The organism is Sphingomonas sp. KRR8 (assembly GCF_023559245.1).
Classification (GTDB): Bacteria; Pseudomonadota; Alphaproteobacteria; order Sphingomonadales; family Sphingomonadaceae; genus Sphingomicrobium.
Map to the genome: position 1 here is coordinate 431259 of NZ_CP097462.1, position 19410 is coordinate 450668.

Below are 19410 nucleotides of genomic sequence, written 5' to 3' on the forward strand. Positions count from 1 at the left end.
TTAAGAACGAGCACAGCGCCTAATCCGCCGAACCGTTCGCAACGGCGACTCCTTCGTGATCGGAAGACTGACGCAGGATGAGAACATCTCGAACAGGCGCAAGATTCCGCTGCTCGGCGACATCCCGCTGCTCGGCCATGCGTTCCGCACCGATCGCACGAGCAGCACCAAGACGGAGCTGTATCTCCTCGTGACCCCGCACGTCGTGCACCATGTCGGTGCGCCCACGACGCCTTCCGGGAACGCGCCCGTCTACGCTCCGACGACCACGACCAGCGTTCCGGCGGGATCTCCGAGCGAGCGTTAGTTCGCCCTGATTGAATGGGTCCGGCGAACGACGCGCGCCGGGGAAGATCTTCAGCTCACGGCGTCATCGCAAGACCGCGTCAAGGCCGCTCGCGAAGGCGCTCGAATTCGCGGGCGAGGGTGCCTTCCTTCTCGACCGTGATCCGCTCCAGCACCTTGATCCTCTCCTTGAGGTCGGCGATCTGCGGATCGGGCTGCGGCTGCAGCGCAGAGACCGGGGACGCAAGCGGCGGCAGCGGTGGGGCAGGCGCGTGATTCGGTTGTTGGAGCTGTACCCGCTGCAACTTTCTGATCTTCCGCTTCAGCAGCCAGGTACGAATAACCAGCAGGAAGGTGCAGGCGCCGAAGAACATGGCGCAGATCATCGCGGCGATGAATTCTTCTTGCGGAACCATCATTGGTATTTCCCCTGTTGATTAGCGGTCGCGCAGTTCGTCGATCTGGCGAGCCAGGCTGTTTTCCTTGTCGACCGTAATCCGCTCGAGCACCTGGATGCGCTCCTTCAGCTGACGGACTTCTTCAGTCAGGCGGGCGGCCTCCGCATTGGGCCGCTCCGACTGATCATCGACGAAGCCGTTACGCCGATCGCGCCAGCGAGAGTGCATCGTCTGCAAGCCCATTCGAGCGCGGATGATGCTGAAGATGCCGGTGATGACGATGATGGCGAGTATGAATTCGGGAGCGTTCATCGGACTCTTTCGGTGAGGGGACTGGAGGCGGGCACGTCACGCAGCGCCTCGATCTGCGCGGCGGTCTGGACCCCGCCGTCGGTCATGATCCGCTCGAGCACGCGTACGCGCTGCTCCAGCTCGTTCACCCGGCTCGCATATTGCGCCGCTTTCTCGGCTGCGAGGCTCGACTGACCATCAAGCTGCCGCTCCTTGACCCGCAGCCACATCTTGAACGGCGCGATGCCGATGGCGGCGAGAGGGATCAGCACCCAGATCCAGCTGGCAATATGATCATGCATTGAGCTTGCTTCCTTGTGTCAGGCTCGGCTTGCGCAGCGCTTCGATCTGCGCGGCAGTCTCGTAGCCGCCATCGGTGACAATCTGCTCGACGACCTTCAATCGCTCCTCAAGCGCAGTCATTCGGGCGGCATCCTGAGCTGCCTTTTGCGCGGCCAAGTCGCTGGTAATGCTGATCTTTTTTTCCTTGATGTGCATCCAGTACATGAGCGGCCCGAGCAGGATCGCCAGAATGGGCACTAACAGGCCGAGGTTCTGCATGGCGCTCAGTTCCGCGTGAGGTGAAGGCTGTCGATTTCCTTGGCGAGACGGCTGCTGTCGTCTGTGACGATCCGCTCCACCGTCACCAGCCGATCCTTGATCGCCCCGACTTCAGCGCGCAGCTGTGCGTTTTCCGAGGTCAGCAGGCGAATACGCTCGGCCGACTCCTCATCCTTCTTCGGATGCAGCGGAAGGCCCCAACTGCTGGTTAGCGGATAGCCGTTCTTCACCTTCAGCCAGGTGTGAAGAAGCGATCCCCCGACGCTGACCGCGACGATGACAACGACCATCGGCAGGACCTTCGTAAGAAAGCCGAACACCGCGATGACTTCCGGATCCATTGGACGAACTCCCCTGTTTGTCCGTGGTTAGCGCAGCTGCTCAATCTCGTTGGCCAGGCTGCGATTGTTGCTGAGCACGTAGCTCTCCACGTCCGCCAGGCGCCGGTCGATGGCGCGGAAGCTTGCGTGAATGTCGCGCGTCGTGCGGGCCGGCGACTGACGGACGCCCTGCCAGAAACGGCGTTCATCGGCGCTGTCGTAAGCCAGCTCCCGCGGCTTGTCGGACGCCAGCCAGCCGACGATGAAGTAGACCGGCAGCAGCCCGGCGCCCGGCCCCATGAAGATGGCCAGCACCAGCATGATGCGGATCAGCGTGACGTCGAACCCCGTATAGTCCGCAATCCCCGCGCAGACGCCAAGAACCTTGCCGTTGCGTTTGTCGCGGTAGAACTTCGTGCGGCTTGGTGGCTGCGTGGCCATCAGCGTACCTCCTTGGCGCGGCTGCGAGCCGAGAGGCGCGCGAGCTCCGCGTCGAGATCAAGCTCATCCGAGGTCGAGGTCAGGCGCGGCGCATCGGGCGCGCACTGCTGCTTCCAATCGGGATTGTCGGCGGCCATGATCCGCTCGATCGAGCACAGCCGATCATCCAGTCGACGCGCCGTTTCGTGGAGCTGGTCGAGCAACTGCTCGTCCGAGCCTGTCAGCGTTGCGGCGGTCTTCCACCTGGTGACATAGTGAAAGATGAGCCACGGCAGGCCCAGGAACAGGATCGCCACCACGATTGGTGCGATGATGATGCTTTCGTCCACGGCTTAATTCCCCTTACCCGCAAGCCGCGCCTTCAGTGCCTCGAGTTCCGCGTCGACCGCGTCCTCGGCCTTGAGGTCGGCAATTTCCTCTTCCAGGCTCTTCGGCCCGGTCATCCCCAGCGCCTCCGCGCGCCCCTCGGCGAAGTCGGCGCGGCGCTCGAGCAACTCGAAACGGCTGAACGCGTCCTCGGTCCGGCTGCCGTTCAGCAGCTCGCGCGCACGGGCGCGAGTGACCGCGCTCTCGATCCGGGTGGAGATGCTGTTCTGCCGGGCGCGCGCCTCGCGCAGCTTGCCCTGGAGCTTGGCGATGTCCGCCTCATAGCCCTTGAGCGTGTCTTCCACGACCGTGATCTCTTCCTCGAGGCCCTTGGACATGTCGGCGGCCTTCTGGCGCTCGACCAGGGCGGCCTTGGCCAGGTCCTCGCGGCCCTTGCTCAGCGCCAGTTCGGCCTTCTCCGTCCAGCCGTCGCGAAGCCCGTCCAGCCGAACCATCGCGCGGCGCATTTCCTTGGCGTCCGCGATACAACGAGCGGCCGTGGCGCGAACCTCGACCAGCGTTTCTTCCATTTCGAGAATGATCATGCGGATCATCCGCCCGGGGTCTTCAGCCCGGTCGAGCAGCTCGGCGAAATTGGCTGCCATGATGTCCCTGGTGCGGGAAAAGATGCTCATCGACTACCCTCGTGAAGCCAGCGTGGCCCTGTCATGCCCAATACTATGCAGAGTCCGTGCCAATTTCGACAAATCGGCAGAACCGCCAAACTCGTCTACCAACGGGAGGCTGGCGGAGTTGAAATGGCTTGCCAAGCTTGCGTGAAATACACCAACTGATGGGGTGCAGCGGACGCAAAATTTCATAGGCTCCAGCCTCGCCTTCCTCGACGCGGTCGAGCGGGCCAGCCGTGCCGCGCCGCTCAACCGTCCCGTCCTTGTGATAGGCGAACGCGGCACGGGCAAGGAGTTGATTGCCGAGCGTCTTCATCACCTGTCGTCGCGCTGGGCGGGGCCGCTGGTCACCATGAACTGCGCCGCGCTTCCAGAAAACCTCATCGAGGCCGAGCTGTTCGGCCACGAGGCGGGCAGCTTCACCGGGGCTGCAAAGACCCGCCACGGCCGCTTCGAGGAGGCTGACGGCGGAACCCTGTTCCTTGACGAACTCGCGACCCTGAGCTCGCCAGCGCAAGACCGGCTCCTTCGCGCCGTCGAATATGGCGAAATCACGCGCATCGGTGCGTCCAAGCCGGTCAAGGTCGATGTTCGCATCGTCGCCGCCACCAACGAGCACCTGCCGCGCCTGGTGGACGAAGGGCGCTTCCGTGCCGACCTGCTCGACCGCTTGAGTTTCGAGGTCATCACCCTGCCGCCGCTACGGCTGCGGCAAGGCGACGTGCCGCTGCTCGCCGAGCATTTCGGCCGGCGCATGGCGGTGGAACTCGACTGGCCGGGCTGGCCGGGCTTCGCGCCGGGCGCCCAGGCGGAACTCGAGCGTTATCCCTGGCCGGGTAACGTCCGCGAACTGCGCAACGTGGTGGAGCGTGCCGTCTACCGCTGGGAGGACCCCGAACGGCCGATCGCATCGGTTCAATTCGATCCCTTTGCCTCACCCTGGGCGCCAGGACAGGGGCCAATGGCACCGGTTGCGGCGGCGGCACCCGTCGCAGCGGCGCCGGCCAGCGCTGCGCCATCCTCGGACGCCCCACCCGAAGCACCGGTCGCGGCGGCCGCACCCTCCGCGGTCACCAACGATTTCCGCGGCGCGGTCATGAGCTATGAACGCGCTCTCCTCGAGGAAGCTCTTCGCACCAACCGCTACAACCAGCGCGCCACCGCCGCTGCCTTGTCGCTGAGCTATGACCAGCTTCGCCATGCGCTGAAGCGTCACAAGCTGCTGGAAGGCGAGGCGGCCTGACGTCACCGTCGCGTCGTTGACTTGCCCACCACAGCGAACCACATGGCCCGCATCACCAAACAGGAGATGAGCTCATGGCCTTCGAAGTCGCCCCGCTGCCCTACGCCTATGAAGCGCTGGAGCCGTACATCGACGCGCAGACCATGCGCCTGCATCACGACAAGCATCACCAGGCCTATGTCGACAATCTGAACAAGGCGGTCGACGCCGACCCGAACCTGCAGGGCAAGAGCCTCGACGAGATCGTCAAGAACGCCGGCTCGGCGCCGCCCGTCGTGCGCAACAACGGCGGCGGCCACTGGAACCACACCTTCTTCTGGGACATCATGGGCCCGGGCAACGGCAGTGGACCGCAGGGCGCGCTGGCGGACGCGATCAACTCCAAATTCGGCGGCATCGAGCAGCTGCAGGAGCAGTTCAACACGGCCGGTCTTGGTCGCTTCGGCTCAGGCTGGGTGTGGCTGATCGCGGTGCCGGGCGAGGGCGTCGACATCGTGTCCACCCCGAACCAGGACAACCCGCTGATGGACCTGGCCGAGCGCAAGGGCACGCCGATCCTTGGTAACGACGTGTGGGAACACGCTTATTACCTCACCTATCAGAACCGCCGCGCAGACTATCTGAAGGCGTGGTGGAATGTGGTGAACTGGGACAAGGTCCAGCAGCGCTTCGCCGAGATCTGAGCTTCAGCGTGGCCTCCTCTTCGGAGGAGGTCACGCTTTCAGGCGGTAACCCGTCCGGAAAATCCACCAGATCCCGCCCAGGCACACCGCCGCGAAGGCGGCGGTTGCGGCCAGCGCGGTCCCGAACGACACATCGGCCGTTCCGAAGAAGGTCCAGCGGAAGCCGTTGATCAGATACACCACTGGATTGAACAGGGTGATCTGCCGCCAGGCCGGCGGAAGCATGTCGATCGAGTAGAAGGCACCGCCCAGAAAGGTCAGCGGCGTCACGACCAGCAGCGGGATGACCTGCAGCTGCTCGAACCCCTTGGCCCAGATGCCGATGATGAAGCCGAACATGCAGAAGGTGAAGGCGACCAGCGCCAGAAACAGCAGCGCGTAGATCGGGTGAATGACGATCACGGGGACGAACAGGTGGGCGGTCAGGAAGATCACCAGCGCCACGCTCATCGCCTTGGTCGCGGCCGCGCCGACATAGCCCAGCACCGTCTCGAACGCCGACAATGGCGCCGAAAGGATCTCGTAGATGGTCCCGGTGAAGCGCGGCATGTGGATGCCGAAGCTCGCGTTGAAGATGCTTTCGGTGAACAGGCTGAGCATCATCAGGCCCGGCACGATGAAGGCACCGTAGGGAACCCCGCCAATCTCCGTCATGCGGCTGCCGATCGCCGAGCCGAAGACGATGAAATAAAGGCTGGTGGTGATCACCGGCACTGCAAGACCCGTCCACAGTGTTCGCCGGAAACGGTGCATCTCGAACTTGTAGATTGCCCAGGCGCCCCGAAGGTTCATGGCCGGCTATTCCCCTCATGGATCAACCCGACGAAGATATCCTCCAGGCTGCTGCTTTTGGTGTCGAGGTCCTTGAAGGGAACGCCAGCGTCTCGCATCGCCGATAGCAGCGAAGGGATTCCCGTCCGTTCTGCTTTCCCGTCGAACACATAGGTCAGCTGCTTGCCATCATCGCTCAGCTGCAATCCCCAGTCGGACAGCGCCGTCGGCACTGCCTCCAGCGGCTCTGGCAACTGCAGGTGCAGCTCCTTCCGGCCAAGCTTCTTCATCAACTCATTCTTGTCCTCGACCAGGATGAGCTCGCCACGATTGATCACGCCTACACGGTCGGCCATTTCCTCGGCCTCCTCGATGTAGTGGGTCGTCAGGATGATGGTGACGCCCCTCTCGCGAAGGGTGCGGACCATCGCCCACATCTCCTTGCGCAGCTCCACGTCCACACCGGCCGTCGGCTCGTCGAGAAACAGGATGTCGGGCTCGTGCGCCAGCGCCTTGGCAATCATCACGCGCCGCTTCATCCCTCCGGACAGCTCCCGCAGGATGGTCTTGCGCTTGTCCCAGAGGGTCAGTGCACGCAGGATCTCCTCGATCTTGGCGTCATTCTTGGGCTTGCCGAACAACTCGCGACTGAAGGCGACCGTGTTCCACACCGGCTCGAACTGGTCGGTATTGAGCTCCTGTGGCACCAGTCCGATCCGGGTCCGCGCATGGCGATAAGCGTCCTGCCAATGCTTGCCGTCGACCAGCACGGTTCCGCTGGTGGCGGTCACCAGTCCGCAGACGATGGAGATGAGCGTCGTCTTGCCCGCACCATTTGGCCCCAGCAGGGCGAAGATCTCGCCATGCTGGATGTCGAGGTTGACTGCTTTCAGCGCCTCGGTGCCGCTGGCATAAGCCTTGCGCAGCCCGCGAATGGATAGGGCGAACTCACTCATTCGACAGGTCCCGCTTCGATCGGCTCGGCCGCTTCATTGTTGAGCCCGTGCCGGAGGAGCATCGGGACATTCAGCGCCGCAAACAGGAAGGTGAGGGGGATGGCGCCCCACAGCTTGAAGCCGACCCAGAAATTCGTTGTGCTGTGCCGCCACACGGCCTCGTTCAGAACTGCCATGGCAAGGAAGAAGTACGCCCAGTTGCGGGTCAGCTTGCGCCAGCCCTCGGCATCCAGGCCCGGGTAAGCGCTGCCCAGAACCAGCTTCAGCAAAGGCCGTCCCGACCACAGGCCGAACCCGAGCAAGCCTGCTACCAGCAGGTAATAGAGCGTCGGCTTCATCTTGATGAAGGTTTCGTCGTGCAGCCAGATGGTCAGGCCGCCAAGGATCACCACCGTGACGCCCGAGAACCATAGCAATGGCGAGATGGAGCGGAAGCGAATGGCCGAATAGATCATCGCGGCCACCATCGCGACCATGAAGGCACCCGTCGCGACGAAGATCTTCACCAGCGGATCGACCGGCGCAAAGAAGTTGACCAGAAAGAAGACCAGCAGCGGCCCCAGGTCGATCAACAGCTTGGAAGCGCCCTGGGGTTCGGCCTTGGCAGCCTCGCTCATTCGTAAATTCCTGCAATGGCGCGAGCGACCGCGCGGGGATCAAACGGGCGGAGATCCTCGACCCCTTCGCCAACGCCAATGGCGTGGATCGGCAGTCCGAACTTCTCCGCCGCCCCGACCAGCACACCACCGCGAGCGGTTCCGTCCAGCTTTGTCATCACCAGGCCCGTCACTCCGGCCAGATCGCGGAACACCTCGATCTGATTGATCGCATTCTGCCCAGTGGTCGCATCGAGGACCAGCACCACGTCGTGTGGCGCTTCCGGGTTCAGCCGCCCAAGGACCCGGCGAACCTTGGAGAGCTCCTCCATCAGGTGGGTCTTGTTCTGCAGCCGCCCGGCGGTGTCGACGATCAGCGCGTCAATGCCTGTCCCGGTCGCCTGCTTGACCGCGTCATAGACGATCCCGGCAGCGTCGCCGCCTTCCTTGCCTGCGATCACCGGCGCACCGATGCGCTCGCCCCAGATGCGGAGCTGCTCGATCGCGGCCGCCCGGAAGGTGTCACCCGCCGCCAGCATCACGCCATAATCCTGCTCCTTGAGCAGGTGGCCGAGCTTGCCGATGGTCGTCGTCTTGCCGCTGCCGTTCACCCCGATCACCAGGATGACGTGCGGGCGCGGAAAGCCCCACACGTCCAGCGGCTTCGCGACGGGCTTGAGGATCGCTTCGATCTCCTCGGCCAGGATGGTGCGCAAGCCCCGCTCGTCCAACTGCTCGAACCGCCGAGCCGCAATGGCGTTACGGATGCGCTTGGAGGCTTCCGGCCCAAGGTCGGAGGCGATCAGCGCCTCCTCGATGTCGTCCAGCGTCGACGTGTCTAGCGCGGCCTTGCTGGTCAGGCCTGACAGATTGTCGCCCAGCCGGTCTGCCGTCTTCTTGAAACCGCCTGCGAGGCGTTCGACCCAACTCATTCAAAAGTCCCGAGTAAGTGATCAGCCGTGCGGCCGGTGATGCGAACTGTGCCCTGGTGACTGCGACCCGAGCCGGCGACAAACAGCGGCGCGAAATTATCCGTGTGGCCCTTCTCGCCATTTTCGATCAACGCAGGCTGGAGAGTGCCGACGAGACTGTTGAGCCACGCCCCGCGCCGCTCCGCCGCAGCCGCCCGAAGCCGTGCAGAGCGAGCCTTGATCACCTCGGGCGCAAGCTGCGGCATGCGTGCTGCGGGCGTGTTCGGGCGCGGAGAAAAAGGGAAAATGTGGGCGGCGACGATGTCGCATTCGTCCAGCAACGTGAGGCTGTTCCGGGCCGCTTCCTCACTCTCGGTGGGAAAGCCGGCGATCAGGTCTGCGCCAATGGTGAGGTCCGGACGGACCTTCTTCAAACGCTGAACCAGACGCACCGCATCAGCGCGCAGGTGCCGTCGCTTCATCCGCTTGAGAATCAGGTCGTCGCCATGCTGCAGCGACAGATGCACATGCGGCATCAGCCGCTGCTCGCCCGCGAATAAGGCAAGCAGCGCCTCGTCCACTTCCATGCTGTCGAGGCTCGACAGCCGCAACCGCTTGAGCTGGGGAAGGTCGGCCAGCAGCCGCTCGCAGAGCCGCCCAAGCCCACCCTCGACGGCGGTGATGTCGACGCCGGTCAGCACGATCTCCGCTGCGCCAAGGTCGAGCTCTCGAGCGACCGCGTCACGCACGGCCGGGTAGGGCAGGGTGACGCTCGGCCCGCGCGCCTGCCAGATGGTGCAGAAGGTACAGCGATGATCGCACCCGGTCTGCACCGCCACGAAGCTGCGCACCCGCTGGCGGAATCCCGCCGTGACCGCAGGCGCCGCGAAATCGCGCAGCCGGACTTCGTCGACCTCCGGCATGGCCCGGAATGCCTGCGGATCGAGCTGCACGGCACAGCCCGTTGCAATGATGCGCGCAGACGGACGATCGCGCCGGGCGCGTCGGATCGCCTGCCGTGTTTGGCGGACTGCCTCGTTCGTGACCGCGCAGCTGTTCACGATCACGGTGCCGGGCGCCGCACTCATCTTCAGCGTCTCGCTTTCGGCGAAGTTCAGCCGGCAGCCGAGCGTGATCGTCTCGACGCTCATGCTCCGAACCGCTCCAGCTCGATCTCGCCCTTGAAGACGTAGGTGGCGTCGCCGATCATCCTGACGGGCTCTCCCGGAGTCCACGACACCGTCAACGTGCCGCCCGGCATGGTCACCTTGACCGGCGAGGTCACTCGCTTCGACTTGATGGCCGCCACCGCCGTCGCGCAGGCGCCGGTGCCGCAGGCGAGCGTCAGGCCCGCGCCCCGTTCCCAGGTGCGCAGGGTGATCGCCCCGTCCTTCACCTCGGCGACGTTGACATTGATCCGCTCTGGAAAAGCGGGGTCATGCTCGATGCTCGGGCCGAGGCGGCCAAGGTCAATCGACGCCAGATCATCAACGAAGAAAATCAGATGCGGATTGCCGACGTTTACCGCCATCGGCTTTTCCAGCGGGCCCCAGCCCATCGGCACCGCCGCCGTGTCCATCGGGTAAGTGATGGGAATCTCGTCCCAGGCGAACCTCGGCTCAACCAGATCGACCTGCACCTGACCATCCAGAGACCCGCCGTGGATCACTCCGCCGGCGGTCTCGATGCTGCTCGCCCCGGTCAGTGCCACGACGCAGCGGCTGGCGTTGCCACAACTCTGGACTTCGCCGCCGTCATGATTCCAGATGCGCATCCGCACGTCGGCCTGGCTGCTCGCTTCCAGCACGATCAATTGGTCGCAGCCGATCCCGAACCGGCGGTCCGCAAGCGCCTTCGCCAGCGCCGGGCTCATCGTCAGCGGCTCGCTTCGGCCATCGAGAATGACGAAGTCGTTGCCGAGACCGTGCATCTTGTGGAAGGGGCGCGTCATTGCTCCGGGCGACTTAGGGACGCGCGGAACCTTAGTCCACCTGCCAGGAGTTTCAGGGCAATGCCCAGAGCCGCTAACGACGTGATGCAGTCCGTGATCTTTTCCGCGGTGCTCGACGCCATTGCGGCGCTCAAGGACGCCAGTGGCGGCCTTCCGAACAACCTGCTGCGGCAGGTGCAGGCGATCCACAACAACGTGACCTTCGCCGACCTGCCCAAGGAACTTCAGGACGCGATCGCCGCCAGCACGCGCACGGCCTTCACGCAGCTGCTGAAGGAAGGCTACTCGGTCGCGCCGCGCGATCTCACACCAGCACGGCCGGCGCCGCGGCACGGCGAACTGGTGGACCGGGGCGGCCGCAACCCCCGTGGTCCGCGCCCGGGTGGTCCGCGCCCCGGTGGCGCAGGCCGTCCTTCAGGTCCGGGCGGCCCTCCGCGAGGTGATCGCCCGCGCGGCGGAGCGCCGACCGGCAAGCCGCGCGGCCCCCGCAAGCCCTAACGGGCGAGCAGCAGCGACAACGGGCAATCACCAAGCAAGGTGCGGGTCACCCCGCCCATCCAGAACTCGCCGATCCGGTTGTGGTGGTAGGCACCGGCCACGACCAGCCGGGCGCCGACGTCATGAGCCGTGCCGACCAGCAGAAGGGCAGGATCGTCACCGCCGCGCCGGACTTCGCGCAATTCCGCATGGACCCCGTGCCGGGACAGATATTCCAGCACCGCCGTTGCAGGGAAGCTGCCGGGTTCGTGTGGTTCGTTGCTGACCGTGGCGACATGCACGGCGGAGGCCATGCGCAGCAGCGGCAGCGCCTGCTTGATCGCCGCGGCGGCTTCGAAACTGCGGTCCCAGGCGATGAGCGCTGGAGCGGTGGGGTCGATGACCTTGGAGTCCGCTGCCGGCACCAGCACGGGGGTGCGGGTCTTCTGGACGATATCGGGCAGGTTGCCGGAACTGATCGCATCGGGTGTGCCGCGGGGGACGCGCCCGGTGACCACCAGGTCGGCCAAGGCCGCGTAGCTGGCGATCGTATGCGCGATCGAGCCGGTGGCGCGCTTCACATCCCAGCTCACGTCCTCGCGAGCCATCTCGCGCTCCAGCCGGTCGGAGGTGGCCTCCTGCTGTTCTTCGACGGCCTTGATCAGGTCATTGAGGACGTAGATTCCGCCGAAGCCGTCGGCCGCGACGAATGCGTCGTACGGCATGATCTGCAGGAAGCGGACATGCCCTCCGAAACAGCGCGCGACGGCCAAGGCGCTTTGCACCCGCTGGTCGATCGAGGCTTCGTCGCTGATGTGGCACAGGATGGTCTTCACCGCAGGTCTCCTTCACGCACCTTCATCGCGCCCAGGTGAGCGCACCGCGTTGATCCGGGTCAATTCCTTGTCATTCTTGACCCTCCAGCCCACCTGCCGTAAGGGCGCCAAGTCGTTTCGACAGATATAGCACCAAGCGTCCTTCGGGACACGCTGGCCGGCGAGGTTTCGCCCGCCGGCGTTTTTGGCTTGGCGCTTGGGAGTTTGAGTGATGTTCGACACGCTGAGCGATCGGCTTTCCGGCGTTTTCGACCGGCTGAGGGGGCGCGGTGCGCTGACCGAGGCGGACGTGCGCGCGGCGATGCGCGAAGTTCGCGTGGCGCTGCTGGAGGCCGACGTCGCGCTGCCCGTGGCGCGGGAGTTCGTCGACAAGGCGACCGAAGCGGCGGTTGGCCAGGAAGTGCTTCGCTCGGTCACTCCGGGCCAGCAGGTCGTCAAGATCGTCCACGACGCGCTGGTCGATATGCTTGGGCCCGACACGGCCGAGCTGAACGTCAATGTCGCTCCGCCCGCCGTCATCATGATGGTCGGCCTGCAGGGCTCCGGTAAGACCACCACCACTGCCAAGCTCGCCAGGCGCCTGACCGACAAGGGCCGCAAGAAGGTCCTGATGGCGTCGCTCGACGTCGCTCGTCCGGCCGCGCAGGAGCAGCTGGCCGTGCTCGGTCGCCAGGCCAGCGTCGACACGCTGCCGATCGTTCCGGGCCAGACGCCGGTGCAGATCGCCGAACGCGCGCTCAATTCGGCCCGCCTGCAGGGCTACGATGTCCTGCTGCTGGACACGGCCGGCCGGCTTCACGTCGACGATGCCCTGATGGCCGAGATGAAGGCGGTCGCCTCCGCCTCGCGCCCGACCGAGACGCTGCTCGTGGTCGACAGCCTGACGGGCCAGGATGCGGTCAACGTCGCCCGCGGCTTCGCCGGCCAGGTTGAGCTCTCGGGCGTCATCCTGACCCGCATGGATGGCGATGCCCGCGGCGGTGCGGCGCTGTCGATGCGCGCGGTCACCGGCAAGCCGATCAAGTTCGCCGGTACCGGCGAGGGTCTCGACGCGATCGAGCCGTTCCACCCGCAGCGGGTCGCCGGCCGCATCCTTGGCATGGGCGATGTCGTCAGCCTGGTGGAGCGGGCCGCTGAGACCATCCAGGTCGAGGACGCCGAGAAGCTCGCGGCCAAGATGGCCAAGGGCAAGTTCGACCTCGACGACCTGCGCATGCAGCTCAAGCAAATGGAGCGCATGGGCGGCCTTGGCGCGCTCGCCGGCATGATGCCCGGTCTCAAGGGCATGAAGGGCGCGATGGAGAAGGCCAACGACGGCAAGGCGCTGGTTCACCTCGAAGCGCTGCTGTCGTCCATGACCCCGAAGGAGCGGGCCGTTCCCGGGCTGATCAACGCCAAGCGCAAGATCCGCATCGCCAAGGGCAGCGGCCGGACCGTGCAAGAGGTCAACAAGCTTCTGAAGATGCACCAGGAAATGGAAGGCATGATGAAGCGCCTGAAGAAGATGGGCGGCCTGGGCAAGCTTGCCGCCATGTTCGGCAAGGGCGGCATCGAGGGCGCGATGGGCGGCCTCATGGGCGGCGGAGCCGGTGGCCTCGGTGGTGCTGGCGGTGGCGGCCTGCCTGGCCTCCCCGGAATGCCCGGAGGCCTTCCGCCCGGCGCTCACAGATTTGGCAAGAAGTAACTCAAGAACTCACAGCAAGGAACTGACAAGATGGCACTTTCCATTCGTCTCGCCCGTGGCGGCGCCAAGAAGCGGCCCTATTACCGCATCGTCGTGGCCGACAGCCGCTCCCCGCGTGACGGCCGCTTCATCGAGAAGCTCGGCACCTACAACCCGCTGCTGGCGAAGGACTCGCCCGAGCGCGTGAAGCTCGACGCCGAGCGCGTCAGCCATTGGCTCAAGGTCGGCGCCCAGCCGTCGGACCGCGTTGCCCGCTTCCTCGACGCCGCCGGCGTTCGTGAGCGCGCCGCCCGCAACAACCCGAACAAGGGCAAGCCCGGCGAGAAGGCCACCGAGCGCGCCGAAGAGCGCGCGACCAAGCAGGCCGAAGCCGCCGAGGCAGCTGCCACCGCCGCCGCCGAAGCCGCTGCTGCTCCGGCTGAGCCGGAAGTGACCGAGGCTCCGGCCGCCGAAGCCGCGACCGCCGAAGCTCCGGCAGCCGCCGACGAGTCCGCTCCGACCCAGCCCGAGCCAGCCGAAGGTGCGGCCGAGGGTGAGGCTGAAGGTTCGGGTGCCCCGACCCAGCCGGAGCCGGCGGAAGGCAGCGACGACGCTGCTCCCGCGGAAGGCGCTGAAAAGGCTGAGTAATGACCAGAGTCGTCCTCGCCGCGATCGCCGGAGCTCATGGCGTCCGCGGCGAGGTTCGCCTCAAGCTCTTCACCGATGGTGTGGGGAGCCTTGCTGGGCACAAGGCGGTGTTCGTCGGTGATCGTGAGTACCGCCTCGAGCGGGCTGGCGGCACCGACAAGTCGCCAACTGCTCGCCTGTCCGGAGTGAGCAGCCGCGAAGCCGCCGAGGCCCTTCGTGGTCAGCTGCTCGAGGTCGATCGCGCCGCACTGCCGCCGCTCGAGGACGGCGAATATTACCACGCCGACCTAATCGGCCTGCCCTGCGTGGATGGTGAAGGGATAAGCCTCGGAGCCGTCTCGGCGGTCGAGAACTTCGGCGCCGGCGACCTGCTCGAGGTCGAGGACGCGGAAGGAAAGCGGGCGCTGGTCCCGTTTCGGCCCGGCATCGCCGACCTCACCGACGGCAAGGTCGTGATCGACCCGGTCTTCCTGGCCTAGTCTCCCTCTTCGATTTCCTCCCGTGCCGTCTCGCTCCCCTCTAGCATCACGGCCGGTTGGCGCAGCATCGGTCGCTTGGCCGCCAGGTCGTTGCGAATGGTGGTCGCCGCCTGGCCGCCTTCGCCCATAGCATGGCTGATCTGGTCCAGGCCGTGGACCACGTCGCCTGCCGCGTAGAATCCTTCCACCGTGCTGCGCATCTTCTCGTCACACAGCACGCACCCGTCCTGAGCCAATTCCGCCCCGAGCATTTCGGCCAGCTGGGTATGCGTGTCCGACCCGAGCGCCGGATAGATGCTGTCGAATGTCATCAGCCCTTCGGCCGAGTCCACGGTGATGCAAGCGCCGGTGACGCCAATCGCCTCCGCCGGTCCATCCACCAGGCGCACGCCGGCCTCCTCAAGCTTGCGCCGGTCCTCCTCGGCAAGGTCCATCGCCTTGTCAGGCGCGATCAGCGTAACGTCGGCGGTGTAGCTGCGCAGGAACAGCGCCTCGCCGACCCCATTCTTACCTGAACCAATCACTCCGACCTTCTTGTCGGTGACCTCATAGCCATCGCAGATCGGGCAGTATCGGATGAGCCCGCGCGCCATCGCGTCGTCGTGCAACTCCATATCCATCGGCGGCTTGCGGTTGGACAGGCCCGTGGCCAGCAGCACACTTCGCGCTTGCATCGGCCCGGCGCCCCAATCCGCGGTGAACAGGTCACCATCCTTGTCGATCCGGTGCACCCGCCCGCTTTCGATCCGGGTGCCATATTTCTGCGCCTGGGCGCGCATCAGCCCGAGCAGTTCGTTGCCATTGATGCCTTCGGGATAGCCGGCGTGGTTGTGGCTGCACGGAATCCAGCTCGCCCGGCTCTTGCCTTCGTCGACCACGATCACGTCGAGGTGAAAGCGGGACAGGTAAATGGCGGCGGTCAGCCCGGCAGGGCCGCCGCCGACGATGAGGCAATCGAGCGGTGCGTTGTTGTCCATGCGGCGGCAATGGCGGGCGGGGATGGTTGTTCCGCCGCATGGGGATTAGGACGATGCCCATGCTGGTCGAACTTGGCTTGTTAGCGTTGTGCGTGTTTCTGCCGGCGGTGATCGCGTGGTGGCTCGTCCATCGCCGTCCGCGCCGGTCCAATCAGCGGATCGCGCTGGTCGCTGCCTTGCCGCTGACGGTCCTGGTGTTCGCCGTCCTGCCGTTGGCGATCGTGTCCACCCTCCTCACTCCAGCTGAACGATGCGGCGTCGATGCCTGCGGGATGCTGGTAGCGGCATCGATGATGGTGGCGGCATTATCGCCCATTCCGTTCGTCATCGGGTTCGTCACCGCCTATGTCGTGATCTGGTTTCACGATCGCCGCAGCAACTGATGACCTTTCGCGCTTCCGTCCTGACGCTTTATCCCGAGATGTTCCCTGGCCCGCTTGGCATCAGCCTTGCCGGTCGCGCCCTTGGCGAAGGCATCTGGTCGCTCGACGCCCGCAACATCCGTGACTTCGCGACGGACAAGCATCGCAGTGTCGACGACACTCCGGCCGGGGGCGGGGCCGGGATGGTGCTTAAGCCGGATGTGCTCGCCGCGGCGCTCGACAGCGTGGCCGACGGCCGGCCGATGCTCGCCATGACGCCGCGCGGGGCGCCGCTCACGCAGGCCCGCGTCCGGGAGCTTGCGGCGGGGCAGGGCGCCGTCGTGCTGTGCGGCCGGTTCGAGGGGTTCGACGAGCGTATCTTCGAGGGTCGGCCGCTGGAGCCGGTGTCGATTGGCGATTATGTCCTGTCGGGCGGCGAGCTTGGCGCGATGGTGCTGCTGGATGCTTGCGTTCGGCTGCTTCCCGGCGTAATGGGCGCGGCCTCCAGCGGTGAGGAAGAGAGCTTCGAAAAGGGGCTCCTCGAATATCCGCATTATACCCGACCAGTTGACTGGGAAGGGCGCACGATCCCCGAAGTGCTGCGATCGGGGGATCATGCGAAGATTGCCGCATGGCGCCACGCCCGGGCAATCGACGATACACGGCTACGGCGGCCGGACCTGATCGAGCGCCATGGGGGCGCCCGGCAGTCACCGCCCTCTGGTGCGCGGCATGAAGATTAGGGCTTGAAGACCATGAACCTGATTCAAACGCTCGAGCGCGAGCAGATCGACGAACTGACCGCCGCCCGCGCCATTCCCGAATTTCGCCCCGGCGACACACTGCGCGTCGGCGTCAAGGTGATCGAAGGCGAGCGCGCCCGTGTCCAGAACTTCGAAGGCGTCTGCATCGCCCGCTCGAACAAGGGCATCGGCTCCAACTTCACCGTCCGCAAGATCAGCTTCGGCGAAGGCGTGGAACGCGTCTTCCCGCTTTACTCGCCGACCATCGACTCGATCGAGGTGGTGCGCCGCGGCGCTGTCCGCCGCGCCAAGCTCTATTACCTGCGTGGCCGCACCGGTAAGTCGGCCCGCATCGCCGAGCGTCGCGACCCGCGCCGCGAAGCCGGCAAGCAGGCCGCCGCGCCGCAGGCCGAGAAGACCGAAGCCTAAGCTTTTCGTCTCGACGAACAAGGAAGGGGTCGCAGCCAGGCTGTGACCCCTTTTTCGTGTTCGTCATGCGGACCTTATTGGAGCATTCATTTCACCGCCCGCGGTGAGTGCGTGAGCAGGAACCCTGCGACGGTGTTCAGATCCGCACCCGGCTCACCACCACTGTTGCATCCGGCAGATACTGCGCCCGTGCGAACGCAGGCTGCGCGGCTTTGAGCGGAGCGGCGGCGGGCGGCAGGGACCAGCGCGTGCCAAGCACCGTCAGCACCAGCGGCTTCGGTCCGACCAGCAGTTCCACCACCTGTCCGTCACAGCTTCGTCCCGTGCAGGTCAGCCAAAAGGCGCCAGAGCTCTGTTTGGCGTTGATCGGGCGCACCTGGCCCGGGACGCCAAGGCCAAGCACCGCCGCGCCCTTGTCGGCGCTCAGCGTCATGCTGTCGGCGCCGTTCGTCTGCAGCCGGAGGCGAAGCCGGCGTCCGCCCGGAGCGGGTGTGGTTTCGAGCGGGATGGCATTTGCCGCAACAATCCCGGCGACGGCCGGTGCTGGCGCAACCCAGCGCTGCCGGGACCCGAGCGCTTCGACCCGCTCCAGGCGCCAATTTCCGAACCGCCGCCAATCAGCCGGCAGCGCCTTGCGATCGTTCACCACCGACCAGGCCGGCTGCTTGCGCGCGGGATCCACTACATATTGCAGCGTCCATTGCTGCTGCCGGTCGGACGAGTAGGCGGGGGTGAACAGCGCCGGCATCCAGGCGAGCAGCGCGAAACTCACCGCAACGCCAATCGCGGTCCGCCTCTTCGCACCCTCCAGAAGCGGCTTGGCCTCGATCAGCCAGGGCAGCAGCACCAGCGCGCCGAAGATCGCGAACAGCCACAGCGGTCCACCGTTCAGCAGGTCCTGCAACAGCCCCAGCATGGCACCCAGCGTCAGATAGCAGGCGACCGCAGCGGCAATCGCGGCAACCGTTTCCCAGCCCTTGCCAAGCCTGCCGAGCAACAGCCCAAGCGCCATGATGGCTGGCGGCAGCAGGAAGTAGATCAGCGCCCCGCTTGCAGCGAGCGTCAGCAGCCCGCCGAGCACCAGGAACAGCAGCCAATAGACCACGCGCAATCGCGCGACTTCCATCCTGCGGGCTAGTGCCAGGAGCCCCAGTCCGACCGCGATCACCCCTGCATAGACCGCAGTTTCGCTCCAGACCGGATGCGCGCGCCAGAACTGACCCTCCCGGAAGGCGCCGACGATACTCAGTCCGAGCCAAGCGGCGGCGGCGCCACCGACAATGATCGCAAGCAGCAGCGGCAGGCTCAGCCAGCCTCTCCGCCGAACGGTCGCGATGAACAGGACGACGAAAGCAAATGTCCCGACCAGAATCCCAACCCACATGGGCATGGCGGCCAGGCCAAGCCCGGGCACCGTCATGAACAGCCACTCCCCCTCGGCCTGCGCCGGGGCTGGAGCGCCCGCCAGCTGCATCGCCACGCTCAGCACCTGATCGCCCATGTGCTGCAGGGTGAGGGGATCCTGCGCGGCGAGGTCGTCGCCCGGCGAATGATAGCGTGTCTCATTACCGATGGCCGCGAAGTTGAGCGTCAGCCAGCGCCGGTCTTCAAACGTGTTGACGTCGGTGTAGTTGGGGATCTGGCGATAGGCGCTGACCGCCAGGCTGCTCGCCACGGGATGCGTCACCGTGTCCTTGAACAGGCGCACGGGGGCGGCATTGGGCAGCGACGTCTCGAACATGTTCACGGGCCCGGTCGTGCCGCGCGCCTCCAGGTTGATCAGGCTGTCCACCTGCGCGGCGGCGGCATCGGCGTCGATGAAGGAGCGCGCGCCGACTAATCCGAGCTCCTCGCCCTCGTTGAACAGCAGGATGACAGGGCGCTTGAGCGGCTGGTCCTTAAGCAGGCTGGCAACCTCCAGCATCGTCGCCACACCGACGCCTGCGTCACTGGCACCCGGTCCCACGGGCACGCTGTCGTAGTGCGAGTTGATCAGCAGCGCCTTTTGCCCCGTCGCCGGTCCCAGGGTCACGAGCAGGTTGCGCACCCGCGCGCAGCCCACGCCCCGCTGCTTGAACAGGCCGTTGCAGGCGAACCGATCCTGCACCCGCGGCTGCAGCCCCATCGAGCGCAGCTCGGCAATCAGCCGCTCGCGCACGCCGTCGCTGGCTGCGCTGTCGGCCGGATGCGGACGCTGATCGCCGAGCACCCGCGCCAGCCGGTCCTTGGCCCTGAGCGCATTGAACTGCCCAGCCGCATTGCTTGCCCGGAGAGCGGGAGGCTGACTGAGGCTGCGCATTGCCGCCATGCCGAGCAGGAGACCCGCCACCACCAGTGCCAGCACGATCCACCGCTGCCGCATGCCTTGCTCCCCCTCACGTCCGAGCGGACGCT

General features: G+C 65.7%; 26 protein-coding genes and 1 pseudogene. 10 read left to right on the forward strand and 17 right to left on the reverse strand.

Annotated elements, in window-relative coordinates:
• Positions 1-22: 22 nt before the first annotated feature.
• Positions 23-307, forward strand: coding sequence for a secretin GspD/PilQ domain-containing protein (locus tag M8312_RS02205; RefSeq protein WP_284070219.1), 285 nt, complete (start codon positions 23-25; stop codon positions 305-307).
• 79 nt (positions 308-386) lie between these two features.
• Here M8312_RS02205 and M8312_RS02210 read toward each other — a convergent pair whose 3' ends face one another.
• From M8312_RS02210 to pspA, 8 genes are read right to left on the reverse strand one after another with little or no spacing between them, the layout of a single operon-like run.
• On the reverse strand, positions 387-704 hold the full coding sequence (locus M8312_RS02210; RefSeq protein WP_250118760.1) for a hypothetical protein: 318 nt from the start codon (positions 702-704) through the stop codon (positions 387-389).
• An 18-nt stretch (positions 705-722) separates the two neighbouring features.
• Positions 723-995, reverse strand: a complete 273-nt coding sequence (locus tag M8312_RS02215) for a phage shock protein B (protein ID WP_250118761.1) — start codon at positions 993-995, stop codon at positions 723-725.
• Positions 992-1276 (reverse strand): hypothetical protein, encoded by a 285-nt coding sequence (locus tag M8312_RS02220; RefSeq protein ID WP_250118762.1) that lies wholly within the window; start codon positions 1274-1276, stop codon positions 992-994. Before M8312_RS02220 ends, M8312_RS02215 begins: the two co-directional genes overlap by 4 nt.
• The gene (locus tag M8312_RS02225; protein ID WP_250118763.1) at positions 1269-1535 is read right to left on the reverse strand and encodes a hypothetical protein; all 267 of its coding nucleotides are present in this window, start codon (positions 1533-1535) and stop codon (positions 1269-1271) included. The genes M8312_RS02220 and M8312_RS02225 overlap by 8 nt, the downstream gene beginning before the upstream one ends.
• A gap of 5 nt (positions 1536-1540) precedes the next feature.
• Positions 1541-1876 (reverse strand): hypothetical protein, encoded by a 336-nt coding sequence (locus tag M8312_RS02230; RefSeq protein WP_250118764.1) that lies wholly within the window; start codon positions 1874-1876, stop codon positions 1541-1543.
• Positions 1877-1903: 27 nt separating this feature from the next.
• The gene (pspC, locus tag M8312_RS02235; protein WP_250118765.1) at positions 1904-2296 is read right to left on the reverse strand and encodes an envelope stress response membrane protein PspC; all 393 of its coding nucleotides are present in this window, start codon (positions 2294-2296) and stop codon (positions 1904-1906) included.
• Complete coding sequence (gene pspB, locus M8312_RS02240) at positions 2296-2625, reverse strand: envelope stress response membrane protein PspB (RefSeq protein ID WP_502957435.1); 330 nt, start codon at positions 2623-2625, stop codon at positions 2296-2298. Before pspB ends, pspC begins: the two co-directional genes overlap by 1 nt.
• Positions 2626-2628: 3 nt before the next feature.
• A complete protein-coding gene (gene pspA, locus M8312_RS02245) occupies positions 2629-3297 on the reverse strand; it encodes a phage shock protein PspA (protein ID WP_250118766.1) in 669 nt (222 codons plus the stop codon).
• 163 nt (positions 3298-3460) lie between these two features.
• On the opposite strand from pspA, the gene pspF reads away from it, so the two are divergent.
• Together pspF and M8312_RS02255 are read left to right on the forward strand one after the other, a co-directional pair.
• Positions 3461-4534 carry a phage shock protein operon transcriptional activator gene (gene pspF / locus M8312_RS02250; protein WP_250118767.1) on the forward strand — a complete coding sequence of 358 codons (1074 nt, stop codon included), beginning with the start codon at positions 3461-3463 and terminating at the stop codon, positions 4532-4534.
• 74 nt (positions 4535-4608) lie between these two features.
• Positions 4609-5217, forward strand: a complete 609-nt coding sequence (locus tag M8312_RS02255; protein ID WP_250118768.1) for a superoxide dismutase — start codon at positions 4609-4611, stop codon at positions 5215-5217.
• 30 nt (positions 5218-5247) lie between these two features.
• On the opposite strand, the gene M8312_RS02260 is transcribed toward M8312_RS02255, so the two are convergent.
• The 6 genes from M8312_RS02260 to dapF are packed head-to-tail and all read right to left on the reverse strand — an operon-like array spanning position 5248 to position 10402.
• On the reverse strand, positions 5248-6009 hold the full coding sequence (locus tag M8312_RS02260; RefSeq protein ID WP_250118769.1) for an ABC transporter permease: 762 nt from the start codon (positions 6007-6009) through the stop codon (positions 5248-5250).
• Entirely contained in the window at positions 6006-6944 is a 939-nt protein-coding gene (locus tag M8312_RS02265; protein WP_250118770.1) for an ABC transporter ATP-binding protein, read from the reverse strand. Before M8312_RS02265 ends, M8312_RS02260 begins: the two co-directional genes overlap by 4 nt.
• Complete coding sequence (locus tag M8312_RS02270) at positions 6941-7561, reverse strand: septation protein A (protein ID WP_250118771.1); 621 nt, start codon at positions 7559-7561, stop codon at positions 6941-6943. The genes M8312_RS02265 and M8312_RS02270 overlap by 4 nt, the downstream gene beginning before the upstream one ends.
• Entirely contained in the window at positions 7558-8472 is a 915-nt protein-coding gene (gene ftsY, locus M8312_RS02275; protein WP_250118772.1) for a signal recognition particle-docking protein FtsY, read from the reverse strand. Before ftsY ends, M8312_RS02270 begins: the two co-directional genes overlap by 4 nt.
• Positions 8469-9602: a MiaB/RimO family radical SAM methylthiotransferase gene (locus tag M8312_RS02280; protein ID WP_250118773.1), complete on the reverse strand. Its 1134-nt coding sequence runs from the start codon at positions 9600-9602 to the stop codon at positions 8469-8471. The genes ftsY and M8312_RS02280 overlap by 4 nt, the downstream gene beginning before the upstream one ends.
• Positions 9599-10402, reverse strand: coding sequence for a diaminopimelate epimerase (gene dapF, locus M8312_RS02285; RefSeq protein WP_250118774.1), 804 nt, complete (start codon positions 10400-10402; stop codon positions 9599-9601). Before dapF ends, M8312_RS02280 begins: the two co-directional genes overlap by 4 nt.
• Positions 10403-10462: 60 nt before the next feature.
• On the opposite strand from dapF, the gene M8312_RS02290 reads away from it, so the two are divergent.
• Entirely contained in the window at positions 10463-10900 is a 438-nt protein-coding gene (locus M8312_RS02290; protein ID WP_250118775.1) for a hypothetical protein, read from the forward strand.
• Here M8312_RS02290 and M8312_RS02295 read toward each other — a convergent pair.
• On the reverse strand, positions 10897-11715 hold the full coding sequence (locus tag M8312_RS02295) for a universal stress protein (protein ID WP_250118776.1): 819 nt from the start codon (positions 11713-11715) through the stop codon (positions 10897-10899). The two genes, M8312_RS02290 and M8312_RS02295, sit on opposite strands and share 4 nt — an antisense overlap.
• A 211-nt stretch (positions 11716-11926) precedes the next feature.
• Here M8312_RS02295 and ffh point away from each other — a divergent pair, with 211 nt between their 5' ends.
• From ffh to rimM, 3 genes and pseudogenes are all read left to right on the forward strand, one after another.
• Entirely contained in the window at positions 11927-13399 is a 1473-nt protein-coding gene (gene ffh / locus M8312_RS02300; RefSeq protein WP_250118777.1) for a signal recognition particle protein, read from the forward strand.
• Between the two features lie 30 nt (positions 13400-13429).
• A pseudogene (rpsP, locus tag M8312_RS02305) lies at positions 13430-13879 on the forward strand (30S ribosomal protein S16); the annotation flags it as partial.
• Between the two features lie 146 nt (positions 13880-14025).
• The gene (rimM, locus tag M8312_RS02310) at positions 14026-14505 is read left to right on the forward strand and encodes a ribosome maturation factor RimM (protein ID WP_250118779.1); all 480 of its coding nucleotides are present in this window, start codon (positions 14026-14028) and stop codon (positions 14503-14505) included.
• Here the strand turns inward: rimM and M8312_RS02315 are convergent.
• Positions 14502-15482, reverse strand: coding sequence for an NAD(P)/FAD-dependent oxidoreductase (locus M8312_RS02315; protein ID WP_250118780.1), 981 nt, complete (start codon positions 15480-15482; stop codon positions 14502-14504). The two genes, rimM and M8312_RS02315, sit on opposite strands and share 4 nt — an antisense overlap.
• A gap of 59 nt (positions 15483-15541) precedes the next feature.
• Between M8312_RS02315 and M8312_RS02320 the strand changes: the two genes are divergently transcribed.
• Genes M8312_RS02320 through rplS form a run of 3 tightly spaced genes read left to right on the forward strand, consistent with a single transcriptional unit; the run spans position 15542 to position 17016 of the window.
• A complete protein-coding gene (locus M8312_RS02320) occupies positions 15542-15865 on the forward strand; it encodes a hypothetical protein (protein ID WP_250118781.1) in 324 nt (107 codons plus the stop codon).
• Positions 15865-16587, forward strand: a complete 723-nt coding sequence (gene trmD, locus M8312_RS02325) for a tRNA (guanosine(37)-N1)-methyltransferase TrmD (RefSeq protein WP_250118782.1) — start codon at positions 15865-15867, stop codon at positions 16585-16587. Before M8312_RS02320 ends, trmD begins: the two co-directional genes overlap by 1 nt.
• A 12-nt stretch (positions 16588-16599) precedes the next feature.
• A complete protein-coding gene (rplS, locus tag M8312_RS02330; RefSeq protein ID WP_250118783.1) occupies positions 16600-17016 on the forward strand; it encodes a 50S ribosomal protein L19 in 417 nt (138 codons plus the stop codon).
• A gap of 136 nt (positions 17017-17152) precedes the next feature.
• Here the strand turns inward: rplS and M8312_RS02335 are convergent, their stop codons facing one another.
• Positions 17153-19378: a M20/M25/M40 family metallo-hydrolase gene (locus tag M8312_RS02335; protein ID WP_250118784.1), complete on the reverse strand. Its 2226-nt coding sequence runs from the start codon at positions 19376-19378 to the stop codon at positions 17153-17155.
• Positions 19379-19410 lie beyond the last annotated feature (32 nt).